The sequence below is a fragment of the Shewanella sp. GutDb-MelDb genome (genome assembly GCF_002836075.1).
GTDB lineage: Bacteria > Pseudomonadota > Gammaproteobacteria > Enterobacterales > Shewanellaceae > Shewanella.
On sequence record NZ_PJBM01000232.1, the window covers coordinates 43,706 to 56,937 of the forward strand.

A 13,232-nucleotide genomic window follows, 5' to 3' on the forward strand; every position below is an offset into this window, starting at 1 on the left:
CCCTATTTAGCGCTCACCTAGAGAATATAAGAGAGAACATTATGAAAACGATTATTACTTACGGCACCTTCGATCTATTTCATTTTGGCCATGTACGTCTGTTCAAACGCCTTAGAGCCCTCGGTGATAAGTTGATTGTGGCCGTTTCAACGGATGAGTTTAATGCGTTAAAAGGTAAAGCCGCATTTTTTAGTTACCTGCAACGGGCTGAAATTGTTGAAGCGTGTAAATACGTCGACATGGTGGTGCCTGAAACCCATTGGCAGCAAAAGGCCAAAGATATCTGTAAACACGATATCAGCATTTTTGGGATGGGAGATGATTGGCAGGGAGAATTTGATGAACTGTCAATACTGTGCGATGTTGTTTATCTAAGTCGCACTGGAGAGATCTCCTCAACCGAGATCAAAAATAGCCTCGCGGCCAAAATGCCAAACCATGACATTAATAAAGTACAAAAATAAGGTACAAAAACAATGCAGAATTCGGCTTTGCAATGGGCTAAAGCAGCGACCAGAAAACTGGTCTATTGGCTATCAGCGCTTGCGCCTCGAAATGCCAATAAAGCCGTATTTGGCAGTTATAAAGAGCTATTTTCAGATAACAGTAAATACCTTTATAAACACTGGCAACAGAGTCAATTCATCCGCTGTATTTGGATCACGGCTAACAAAGATATTATCAAGCAGCTCCAAGGTGATGGTTGTGAAGCCTATTACCGCTGGTCAATCCAAGGCGCGTATCATGCATTAACCGCCAAATACTATTTTTACAACAGCTATATAGGTGACATCAATCAATGGCTGGCAAAGGGCGCTGTAAAAGTAAACTTATGGCATGGTCTGCCGATGAAGAAAATTGAGTTCGATATTACGTCAGGCCCAATGGCGAAGGTATTTAATCCAACGTCACGATTTCAAACGTTTATACAGAGCATGCATGCACATCAACAACGGATTAAACCCGACCTCATGCTCAGCCCCAGCCCACTAGTTGATGAATTGTTTAACAGCGCATTTAGACTCAAAAGTAGCAACTTACTTCGCTGCGGATATCCCAGAACCGATTACTATCGATTAACCCCACATCAGGCGCAATCCATCAAAACAGGCGTGCTACTGAAAAATGCAAAGTGTAGCGAAAGAGGCGCTGAAATTGAGAGTAAAACTGAGAGTAAAATACAGAGTGAGGTTGAGAGTAAAAGTATTAGCCAAAGCTATCAACAAGTCATTTTGTATGCCCCGTCATGGCGTGATGCTTTTGAAAGTAAGCGCTTTGAAGATGAAACGCCCTATACAGCCGCGTTTAACTGGCAAGCGCTATCAGAACACCTGCAGAAAAATAATCAATTGTTTTTACTGAGATTACACCCGAACGAAGCTGAGCTGGGCAATAATCTTGCAAGTCTACCTAACATATTGAACATCAGTGCGATGGAAGACGTGTATGGCATATTGCATGAAGTCGATATGTTGATCACCGACTATTCATCACTGTTTATTGATGTACTACCACTGAATATTCCCATCTGTTTTTACCGATTTGATAAAGCGCAATATCAACAAAACTGCCGCGAAATGTATGAGTATTCCAATTCAATGCCGACACTAGGACCAGAGTGCCTGACGTTCAATGAGTTATTACTTCAGATAGAACCAGCTTCAGTTAACGCTCTGACCAATAAATATGGCGCAAACTATCAAACAGCTAACAAGATGCTTTGGGGAGACGAAACCGAATCGTTTAGTGCATTAGAAGAGTGGGTGCAAGCTAAGACGGTTTAAGCCGATCAAGAGCCGGGGGAAAGCCGGGTAAAGACCGAATAAGCTGAGACGGTTTAGGCTGATTAAAAGCCGGTTAAGAACCGAAAAAAAGCAGAGGGAAAGCCGAATAAGCTGAGATGCTTTAAACTGATTAAAAGCCGGTTAAGAGCCGTTCAAGAGCAGGGGGAAAGCCGAACAAGTGAGATGGTTTAAGCTGATTTAAAGCCGGTTAAGAGCCGTTCAAGAGCAGGGGGAAAGCCGAACTAGCCGAACAAGCTGAGAAGGTCGGCATTTATACCGTCGCTTTGCTCTTTTCTAATTTTTTCCGTAAGCGAAGCGTTCCGTAGAGACGAAGTCGCGTGCCGTGAGGCCGTAGGCTGTTCGTCTAAGATTTTACCGTCTTTGCTAGTTTTTACCGTAAGCGAAGCGCTCCGTAGTGACAAAGTCACGTGCCGTAAGGCCGTAGGCCGTTCGTCTAAGATTTTACCGTTTTTGCTAACTTTTACCGTAAGCGAAGCGCTCCGTAGTGACGCAGTCGCGTACCGTGAGGCCGTAGGCCGTTCGTCTAAGATTTTACCGTCTTTGCTAGTTTTTACCGTAAGCGAAGCGCTCCGTAGTGACGCAGTCGCGTGCCGTGAGGCCGTAGGCCGTTCGTCTAAGATTTTACCGTCTTTGCTAACTTTTACCGTAAGCGAAGCGTTCCGTAGTGACAAAGTCACGTGCCGTGAGGCCGTAGGCCGTTCATCTAAGATTTTAGGCTTTTCTAATTTTTACCGTAAGCGAAGCGTTCCGTAGTGACGCAGTCGCGTGCCGTAAGCGAAGCGCTCCGTAGTGACGAAGTCACGTACCGTAAGGCCTTAGGCCGTAAGCCATAAGCCGTTCGTCTAAGATTTTACCGTCTTTGTTTCCCATCTTTATCCGATAATATAGGCACAACACCCGTCTCTAAAGGCCACTTGATCGCTAAATTGGCATCATTCCAAGCAATGATCCCTTCATCACCTGGCACATAGTAATCAGTGCATTTATAGATAATGTCAGCATGCTCACTTAAGGTTAAAAAACCGTGTGCGAATCCTGCTGGAATATACATTTGCAGGCCGTTTTCAGCTGACAGAATTTGACCCACCCATTGGCCGAAAGTCGCCGAGCCCGCACGAATATCAACGGCCACATCAAAAATCTCTCCGGCGACCACTCGAATAAGTTTGCCTTGAGGATGGTTCTTTTGAAAATGCAGTCCCCGCAACACACCCTTTGCAGAGCGACTCATGTTTTCTTGCACAAAAGTAGGGGCTGTTAACCCTAGTCCCTCAAACAATTTGTCAAACTGAGATTGGCGAAAGGTTTCCATAAAAAAACCACGCTCATCACCGAAACGTTGGGACTCGAATAACAACACATCAGCAATAGCGGTAGAAATGAGTTTCATAATATCTCATGGTAAAAAAACGCGAAAAATAACTAAAGTACAGCAAAAGAAAAACTCGGTGCTAATGTTCAGCAACGAGAGCAACAGTGGCCATCATTAAAATAACACCCATTAAGCACCTTTGCTGCTCGTTATATTTGCATCCTATTATATTTGCATTACTCTAGTTTAATCCATGGAAGGGTATATCCAAATGGCTTGTGTATAAATACGGAGATAAAAAAATGCAAATAATCCATCACGGTGCAGTCAACGGAGTCACTGGCTCTTGCCATCAACTTGATATCAACACTCAGTCGAGTATTCTGATTGACTGTGGATTATTTCAGGGCGCTGAAACCGCAGGCAAAAGCGCCATTGAACAACTACCGATAGAGTTCGAACTCAGCAATATCCAAGCGCTAATTGTAACTCACTGCCATATCGACCATGTTGGCAGAATACCCTACTTGCTGGCAGCAGGCTTTAACAAACCTATCTACGCCACAATGGCCACTGCAGCGCTACTGCCAATGGTTATTGAAGACGCACTAAAAATTGGTGTGACCCAAAACCACCGTATGATAAAGCTCTACTTAAAAAAACTGCAACAACTCATCATACCGATTGAATATAATCAATGGTTTGCCTTAGAGCTCAACTCCCCTTTCAGCAATAACGCAGTGAATAACGCAGTGAATAACGCGAACCCAGACCATCAAGCCAATACCTATAACCAAGCCAAAGCAAAGTTTAAACCCGCGGGTCATATTCTTGGCTCCGCCTATGTAGAGATAGAGCTATCCAATAGTGCTGCCTCTAAAAATAAGCACACAAATAAGAACAAAGACAAGAGCCAAAACAACAGCCAGAACAAAGCTAAGCACAGAGTGGTATTTTCCGGCGATTTAGGGGCGACTAATACTCCGTTGCTTGCAAGTCCCAAAAGCCCTTATAGAGCAGACACTTTAGTTATAGAGTCAACATACGGCGATAAGAACCATCAAGGACGTAAACAGCGGAGTGAAAGTTTAAGAAAGGTTATAGAGAAGTCTGTTGCAGATAATGGCGTGGTACTTATCCCAGCCTTTAGTATTGGCCGAACACAAGAGTTACTTTATGAACTAGAGCAGCTGATCCATCAATATCAGCATAAAAATGAGATGTGGCAACATATTGAAGTGATTATTGATTCGCCAATGGCCGCAAAGTTTACCGAGCACTACCTACAGTTTAAAGCGCTGTGGGACAACGAAGCCAAACTAAAGCTCACTCAACACAGGCACCCGTTAGACTTCGAGCAGCTTTATACCGTCGGCAGCCATCAAGAGCACCTAGCAACAATAGATTACCTTTGTAAACGCAATAAACCGGCGATAGTCATTGCCGCAAGTGGTATGTGTACTGGTGGAAGAATTCAAAACTATTTAGCGAGACTGCTCGGCGATCCAACAACCGACATCATATTTGTAGGTTATCAAGCACAAGGAACAACAGGACGAGAGATCCAAACCTACGGATCTCGCGGAGGTTACAGCACCATAGATGGCAAGAAAATCACCATTAAAGCAGGAGTCCATACCGTCAGTGGCTATTCAGCCCACGCAGACCAACACAACCTAATTAACTTTGTAAAAGGCATGCGCGTTAAACCAACACTCATCCGCATAGTCCACGGCGATAACGACGCTAAAGCAGCACTCGCTGAGGAATATAAAAAACTACTCCCCAATGCGAAAATCGAAATAGGTGCGAGCGGAGAAGGTGATAATCGGTTAAGAGCCGATTTAAAGCCGGATAATGCTGAGACGATACAGGCTGAGACGTACAAGCAGGGACGGAATAGCTGAGATGATACAGGCCAAGACGGTGCAAACCAAGACAAAGTAAGGCTAACGGATAACAGCACATTCGAACAAACCGTCTTTGCTTTGTTCGACCCTAAACCGTCTTAGATCTAATCTGCTTTACTCGGCTCTTAATCTGCTCTTAACCTGCCCTTCCCGGCTTTTATCAGCCCTAAACCGTCCCTGCTCTTCCCGGCCCTTAATCTAATCTTTAACCGGCTTTCAGCTGTTATTCCCGGCTCTTAAACCTGCTTTAACCTTTCTTTCCCGTAAGCGCAGCGTTCTGTAAGTGAGCTTGCGAACGTTCCGTTATCCGAAACCGTCTTGGCTCTACCGGCTTCTAACCATCTTAGCTTTTACCGACTTTTAATCGGCTCCTTCCAGCCCTAAACCGGCTCTTAATCGGCCCTCAACCGTCTTCCGCAATCCCGACTCAAAAGATTCTTGCGGTTTCCAACCCAATTCTTTTTCGATTTTACTCGCGTCAATAGCATAACGTACGTCATGACCAGGCCTGTCATTCACAAATGATATCAAGCTCGAAAAACCGTCAACACTCTTATCACTACCCTTCAGCGAATATGGGTTATCCGCAGCGACATCTTCAAGAATGTTGCAAATCTCTTTGACGACATCAATGTTCTGCATCTCAGTATTACCACCGACATTATAGGTTTCACCCAATGTCCCATGACACACGACCTGATAAAGTGCTCGTACATGATCGTCAACGTATAACCAATCTCTTATCTGCTTACCTGAACCATAAATAGGAATGGACTTACCTTGAAGTGCGTTTGATATGGTAAGAGGGATCAGCTTTTCAACATGCTGATAAGGACCATAGTTGTTAGAACAGTTTGATAATATAACTGGCAGGCCATATGTTCTGTACCAAGCGCGTACAAGATGATCAGCCGCAGCTTTACTCGCAGAATATGGCGAACTAGGCGCATAGCTTGATTGTTCAGTGAACTTGCCTCCATCAGGTAAATCACCATACACTTCATCAGTGGACACATGAAGGAAGCGAAACGCTTGCCGTTTCTCACCTTGCAACTTCGAGTAGTAATCTCGGCAAGCTTCCAATAAAGTAAACGTACCAACAATATTGGTCTGTATAAACTCATCAGCACCACAGATAGAGCGATCAACATGGCTTTCAGCTGCTAGATGCATAATGGCATCAGGCTTAAATTGATCCAATACGCGGAGCAATAACACCCGGTCGCATACATCACCTTCTACAAACTGATAACGCGCGCTATGTTCAATTCCGGCCAACGCGGAAGGTGTACTCGCATACGTAAGCTTGTCAATATTAACAACCTCATCTTGTGTCTGTTCAATAATAAAGCGTACTAACGCAGAACCGATAAAGCCTGAACCACCGGTTATAAGTATGACTTTATTTGTCTTGCTATTTATTACCACAGCCAACTTAAAATACTCCATAAAGCGCTAAGCTATAGCCCCAATAGGGAATGACTACAGTGCACCATTTAACTGTTTTGGACTCAGCCTGAAACTTGAGAGTTAATTCCGCGGGAGGCATTATGCCTCAGCTACTTTAACAATCTCTTCTCACATACACCCAATGTCTTTTGAAGAAGCACGTTCCGTCTATATTATGCATAAACCTACACAATGGGGTAAGGCAAAGAAACAGCCCCAAATAGCCTCAGCCCTTAACCGTCTCAGCTCTGATCGGCTCTTAACCTGCTTTTATCGGCTTTTATCAGCCCTATACCGTCTTAGCTTTACTCGGCTCTTAATCCGCTCTTACCGGCTTTTATCAGCCCTAAACCGTCTTAGCTTTTCCCGGCTCTAACCCTTCTCAGCCTTAATCTGCTTTTATCGGCTCTTAACCTGCCCTAACCGTCTTAGCTTATACCTATTTTTTACTCCTTTAAAAACAAAAAAGGCCAACTCTAAGAATTGGCCTTTAAATAAACTTGAGGACGAATTAACAATTGGCCTTTAAATAAACTTGAGGATGAGTTAAGAAACTAACGGGATAACTTTTGCAGTTTCTTTTATAGAATCCATCTCTCTTTCTGACACACCTTGTTGCCATACCAAGTCGCAGATACCATCTGTTGGATTAAAGCCTGTCGGCGTAGTAAGCAAAATATCGCGAATCACTTCGTGTTGAAATGCATGACAAGCTTTATCAAGCCTGTCCAATATTAGGGAATATTCACTCCAATCTAAAAATGACTCATTAGCCGTCATAATACGTTCGTGCTCGGTCCCGGTAACATCATCACCAATAAGTAACTCTTCATAGAGTTTTTCACCTGGACGTAAACCGCTAAACTCAATCGCTATATCACCATCTGGATTAACCTCGTTTCTCACTTCAAATCCACTCAAGCGGATCATCTTCGAGGCTAAATCTACAATTTTTACTGATTTGCCCATGTCTAAAACAAAAACATCACCCCCTTTACCCATAGCACCCGCCTGAATAACAAGTTGCGATGCTTCTGGAATAGTCATGAAAAAACGAGTGATTTCAGGGTGAGTAACAGTAACAGGGCCACCATTAGCGATTTGATTTCTAAATAAAGGGACTACAGAACCTGATGAACCTAGAACGTTACCAAAGCGAACCATGCAAAAACGAGTGTGCTTATTTTCTTTAGCGAAAGCTTGCAATACCAATTCAGCCATACGTTTAGTGGTGCCCATGACATTAGTTGGGCGAACTGCTTTATCTGTAGAAATTAAAACAAATGTTTCGACCTTGGCAGCAATTGCAGCTCTTGCGGTATATAGAGTCCCGAACACATTATTTCGAACCCCTTCCACTACATTGTGCTCAACGAGAGGTACATGCTTGTAGGCAGCTGCGTGGTAGACCGTTTGAACGTTAAAAGACTCCATCACAGCTTGAATTCGATTCTCACGCTGGACCGATCCCATCAGAGGGAAAATAGGTACATCTAAATTAAGTTCTAAAGCAATCGTCCTTAATTCCCTCTCTATCGCATATAAAGCGAATTCTGAGAGTTCAAACAAAACCAATTTAGCAGGTGATTGCTTTATAATCTGGCGACAGAGTTCAGAGCCAATAGAACCTCCAGCTCCGGTTACCAGAACAACTTTGTTGGTAATATTGGCAGAAAGAAGATCCTCACGAGGAGAGATCGAGTCTCTTCCAAGCAAATCCTCAATCTCAACTTCTTTAATATCACTGTATAGCTTTTTGCCGTTCACCAAATCAGCCATCGCGGGAATAGTGAGCACTTGAACAGCCAAGGATTCGAGTGTTAACAAAATATTCTGACGCTTACTCCTACTAGCACTTGGGATCGCTAATAGCACTTTAGTTGCTGACTTTTGCTTTATCAGTTTGCGAATAATAGAAGGTGAATGAACATGCACCCCTTGAATAACCGTTCCATGCAAACTTTCATCATCATCGACAAACGCAAAAGGATGATATTCATGACTCTGCACTAAGGAGCTTAATAGTTGACGCCCACTAACACCTGCGCCGTATATAATCACAGGTTCGCCGACACGCTTGATCCCAGTGCCGACCAACGAGCGGACCATTGCTCGTGAGCCGCCAATAAAGACCAGTGCGAAAGCCGCGTAAATAAGAGGGAAAGTCCGAGGTACATTCGCTTCAGTATAAAACGCAACCAACACCAGAGTTATCGTCGATACAACGACACCAGAGGATATAGCGATCAACGCTTGCAAGCCCATATAACGTAATACCGCACGATAGAGGCCAAACTTAGCAAACACAAATAGACTCACAGGCACCACAAATAATAAAACAAGCCAGTAACCGCTATCCGACAAGACAGAAACATCATCTAAACGAACTAATAAAGCAGTCCAAAAAGCAAAAACTAAAAATAAAGAGTCAACTGCTAAACTCACCATACGCTTTTGAGCGCGAGGTAAAGTAAATATGCCTTGCAAAAATTCCATTTTTCGCCCCAAGTTCATAAATTTCATAGTATAAGAGATCTTAAAAAGGATTTACGCTGTAATAATAGCATAAACAAGGCTGCGATTTTACCATAAACCATATTATACAGATACCCATTTAGCAGTACGGGAATAGTGATATTCTGGGGGCGTACTCTTTAAACGAAAGGCATTTGTAAACATATGGTGAAACTGAGCAAGCATGGCACCTTAACTCTGTGTGAATATAAAGAAAGATAATGATCAAAGACAAAGTTTCGGTATATTCAAAACAACCGCTATCAATTCAAAATGAACCAATTTATAAAGTACTAAAAGTCGGTCGCCGTGCTTATACTATGCTTGGCTAACAGGACCTTGTATCGAACAGCGTAACCTAGTGTAGACAATTACACTTGGCGTTGGACCTATTGACGTTTCCGAAATAATTTGTATCAACAGTTCTGTAGCACATGATCCTGACTTGTAGCTAAAGGAAGTTGTATTTCATTGGATTTAAAACAACAAAAAAAGCCCGTTCTAAATAATTAGGCCGGGCTTTATTCATCTTACTCGATAACTATTATCATTCAACAGGTAAGTGAACACTTACCAAAACAGGGTATCATTTATGCTTCTCTAACCGCTTGGGCTATATTCTCAGCTTGAGTTCGAGTCATATCTAAATCTGAAGACTCAACCATCACCCTTATCAATGGCTCAGTCCCTGACTTTCTTAATAACACACGCCCATTCTCTGCAAGAATTGCTTCGGCATCTAAAACAGCTTGCTTAACTTTATCGGACGCAATAATCTCATCAGCATTGTTAGACGTTAAACGAACATTAATGAGTAATTGTGGCAATTTAGTCATACCAGACGCTACTTCTGCAAGTCGCTTTCCACTGAGTAGAACCGCTTGCAACACCAACAATGAAGCAACAATACCATCGCCAGTCGTTGCGAAGTTAAGATCTAATATATGGCCTGAACCTTCACCACCAATCTTCCAGCCAGTCTTTTTTAGCTGCTCAACAACATAGCGATCACCCACTTTAGCGCGGATAAAAGGAATATCTAGATCTTTTAAAGCAAGCTCTAAGCCTAAGTTGGACATTAAAGTACCAACAACTCCGCCTTCCAGCGTGCCATTTTGTTTAGCTGCTTGAGCTAGTATAAATAAAATCTGGTCACCATCAATGACTTGGCCATTATGATCAACAAACATAACCCGATCAGCATCACCATCAAGCGCGATACCTAAGTCTGCATTGTGTGCTACAACTGCAGTTTGCAAACTTTCTAAACTTGTTGCACCGCATTGTTCATTAATGTTTAACCCATCAGGTTTATCGTTGATGCTGACAACCTCAGCACCTAATTCACGATAAACATTGGGAGCAATATGATAAGCAGCACCATTAGCACTATCAATGATGATCTTTAATCCTGCTAGCGATAGGTCATGCGGAAATACACCTTTACAAAACTCAATGTAACGCCCTGCAGCGTCGTCTATACGACGTACTTTACCCAAATTAGCAGAATCTACACACTGCATTGCATTGTGATTAATCGCCTTATCTAATAATGCTTCAATTTCTAATTCTTGAGCATCGGTGAGTTTGCTTCCTGTATTAGAAAAAAGCTTAATGCCATTATCATAAAAAGGATTATGGGAAGCACTAATCACAACGCCAGCATCAGCACGAAAAGTAGATGCTAGATACGCAACAGCGGGTGTAGGCATTGGACCTACAAGTGAAACATTAACACCTGCAGCTGATAATCCAGCTTCAATAGCGGATTCAAGCATATAGCCACTTATCCGAGTGTCTTTACCAATTAACACACCCTTGGTGCCAGAGGAAGCTAATACAGTCCCTGCAGCCCAACCTAATTTCATTGCAAAATCAGGTGTAATAGGAAACTCACCTACTTTTCCACGTACACCATCAGTGCCAAAATATTTACGTGACATCAATTAACCTTTTAAAGCCAAAGTAAAAAAATAAAGCAAGGTCTCAGTTATAAAGTAGAAAATTCATAATGGAATTATAAACAACTGATACAACATACCTATATAAGGCTCATACAAAACTCAAATAAACATTTCCAAAAGTTCTACTTTTGAGCAGCTAATAAAACTTTTTTGATAACTTCGCATGTTTTATCTATCTCAGCTTTAGTTAATGTAGGGTGAACCACAAACATTAAGCTAGTCTCACCCAATTCAACTGCAGTCTTTAAACGCTCTTCAGGTCGCCATGGGGTGTTATCAAACGCTTTTTCAAGATAAACCTCAGAGCAACTTCCTTGGAAAGCTGGAACACCATGAGACATAATCTCATCAACAATACGATCTCGCGACCAACCATTGGCTAAATTATCTGGCTTAACAAACATGTAATGCTTGTATTCAGCGTGCTCAATATAATCAGGCACTACAACAGTGCGCACACATTTAAGATCTGTAACCACATCATCAATCGCTTTAGCATTAGCTTGACGCTTAGCAGTCCAAACAGGCATACGTGTTAATTGAATACGGCCTATCGCGCCCTGCATTTCAGTCATACGCCAATTAGTGCCAAAGCTTTCATGTAACCAGCGGAAACCTGGAGGATGCTCTCGATTGTAAATAGCATCAAAACTTTTACCGTGGTCTTTATAAGACCACATTTTTGACCACAAAGTTTTATCGTTCGTTGTAACCATGCCGCCTTCGCCGCCAGTGGTCATGATTTTATCTTGGCAAAAAGACCAAGCACCAATATGACCAATAGAGCCAACACTTCGGCCTTTGTATTTAGCACCATGTGCCTGAGCACAATCTTCGATCACCTTAAAACCATGTTTATCAGAAAGTGCCATAATAGCGTCCATCTCAGCGGGCATACCTGCAAGATGAACAACAACCACAGCTTTGGTTTTTGGCGTTAACACCAGTTCTATGCTTTGTGCTGTGATATTTTGGCTATTAAAATCGACATCAGCAAAAACGGGTGTAGCACCAGCTGTGACAATTGAGGACACAGAAGCTAGAAATGTGCGTGGAGTAGTAATGACTTCATCACCCACTCCTACACTTAGCGCTTTTAAAGCTAGGTCTAAAGCTAAAGTTCCATTACCTAAAGCAATAGCGTGGTCACAGCCATTCCATGCAGCAAATTCATTTTCAAAATTACGACATTCTTGACCTGTCCAATAATTAACTTTGTTTGATAATAGAACACGACTGACGGCATCAGCTTCTTCTTGAGTAAAAGAAGGCCATGGTGACACTTTTTTGTTTAACATTTATATAGATATCCCACCATCAACAATTATTTCAGAACCAGTGATCCAACTAGCTTTTGAGGATAGTAAAAATAATATAGGTTCTATTATCTGACTTATTTCTCCTATTCCTAATGGATACTCTAGATTAATTTTATCAAGGTACTCCTTCGTATACACATTAGAATGTTTTTCAAGTAATTCGGTTCTAACTAAGCCAGGTAATAAAGCGTTCACACGAACATTATTTTTTTGAAAACTCTAGAGCCAAACATTTCATTGAAGCATTCATAGCAGCCTTACTTGCAGCATAAGGCAAAATACCTTGACTCCCTCTTATTGCAGAAATTGAAGAAATAAATACTATAGAAGAACCTCCTTCCGTAATGTTTCTTTTATTAGCAAAGATTTTAGCTACAGCCAAATTTGACAATAAGTTTACATTCATTAAATTTGAAATCTTTGACATTTTACATGCACTAAAGGGTAATATGTACTGTGTTCCAGCGGCTAAAACACACCCTCTAAAGTTGTTAAAGTCCTTAACTATTAGCTTAACTTTCTGCTCTACTTCATCGGGGTTACAAAAATCCATTTCAACAAAATGCAGCGTACTAAAATTTAAAGTATTTAGCTTTGCTGGATTACGACCAATAGCTATAACGGAAGCACCAGCTAATAATAAAGATTTTGTAACTTCGAATCCGATGCCAGAAGTTGCGCCCGTAACGACAAAGTGATCATTGCTATTATATTGATACATTTAATGGAGTTTATCCGAGACTAGGTTTACAACATCTTGGAACGTTTTACATTCAGTTATATTCTCACTCGCATCAATACCAAAACTATCATCAAAAAGTGCAAGTACACCTAAAATAACCAAAGAATCCCATTCAGAATAATCCTCTAAACTATCTTTCAACTGCGGTTCAGTCTCAAGTTGCATCAACTCAACTATTTCTTTCATCAATTCGTCTAAGTTCACTTTATTTCTCCAA

Annotated in this window: 11 protein-coding genes; 3 read left to right on the top strand and 8 right to left on the bottom strand. The window is 41.9% G+C overall.

The genetic code is table 11. The annotated features are described in order from the left end of the window. Positions 1-41: 41 nt before the first annotated feature. Complete coding sequence (locus CXF82_RS14005; RefSeq protein ID WP_102044386.1) at positions 42-464, top strand: adenylyltransferase/cytidyltransferase family protein; 423 nt, start codon at positions 42-44, stop codon at positions 462-464. Positions 465-476: 12 nt separating this feature from the next. Beyond that, entirely contained in the window at positions 477-1,784 is a 1,308-nt protein-coding gene (locus tag CXF82_RS14010) for a CDP-glycerol glycerophosphotransferase family protein (protein ID WP_102044387.1), read from the top strand. A gap of 871 nt (positions 1,785-2,655) precedes the next feature. On the opposite strand, the gene rfbC is transcribed toward CXF82_RS14010, so the two are convergent. Continuing rightward, positions 2,656-3,195, bottom strand: a complete 540-nt coding sequence (rfbC, locus tag CXF82_RS14020) for a dTDP-4-dehydrorhamnose 3,5-epimerase (RefSeq protein ID WP_102044389.1) — start codon at positions 3,193-3,195, stop codon at positions 2,656-2,658. A 224-nt stretch (positions 3,196-3,419) separates the two neighbouring features. Between rfbC and CXF82_RS14025 the strand changes: the two genes are divergently transcribed. Beyond that, positions 3,420-5,024, top strand: a complete 1,605-nt coding sequence (locus CXF82_RS14025) for an MBL fold metallo-hydrolase RNA specificity domain-containing protein (RefSeq protein WP_102044390.1) — start codon at positions 3,420-3,422, stop codon at positions 5,022-5,024. Positions 5,025-5,387: 363 nt separating this feature from the next. On the opposite strand, the gene rfbB is transcribed toward CXF82_RS14025, so the two are convergent. The 7 genes from rfbB to CXF82_RS14060 form a co-directional block, all read right to left on the bottom strand. Further along, on the bottom strand, positions 5,388-6,461 hold the full coding sequence (rfbB, locus tag CXF82_RS14030) for a dTDP-glucose 4,6-dehydratase (RefSeq protein WP_257982792.1): 1,074 nt from the start codon (positions 6,459-6,461) through the stop codon (positions 5,388-5,390). Between the two features lie 561 nt (positions 6,462-7,022). Next, positions 7,023-8,972: a nucleoside-diphosphate sugar epimerase/dehydratase gene (locus tag CXF82_RS14035; RefSeq protein ID WP_102044392.1), complete on the bottom strand. Its 1,950-nt coding sequence runs from the start codon at positions 8,970-8,972 to the stop codon at positions 7,023-7,025. 608 nt (positions 8,973-9,580) lie between these two features. Beyond that, positions 9,581-10,933, bottom strand: coding sequence for a phosphoglucosamine mutase (gene glmM, locus CXF82_RS14040; protein ID WP_102044393.1), 1,353 nt, complete (start codon positions 10,931-10,933; stop codon positions 9,581-9,583). A 143-nt stretch (positions 10,934-11,076) separates the two neighbouring features. Continuing rightward, entirely contained in the window at positions 11,077-12,252 is a 1,176-nt protein-coding gene (locus CXF82_RS14045; RefSeq protein WP_102044394.1) for a DegT/DnrJ/EryC1/StrS family aminotransferase, read from the bottom strand. Then, entirely contained in the window at positions 12,253-12,468 is a 216-nt protein-coding gene (locus CXF82_RS22790) for an SDR family oxidoreductase (RefSeq protein WP_102044395.1), read from the bottom strand. It abuts the gene before it with no gap. 7 nt (positions 12,469-12,475) lie between these two features. Beyond that, complete coding sequence (locus CXF82_RS14055; RefSeq protein WP_102044396.1) at positions 12,476-12,994, bottom strand: SDR family oxidoreductase; 519 nt, start codon at positions 12,992-12,994, stop codon at positions 12,476-12,478. Next, positions 12,995-13,232: hypothetical protein (locus CXF82_RS14060; RefSeq protein ID WP_219621786.1), on the bottom strand; the 238-nt coding region annotated here is incomplete at its 5' end.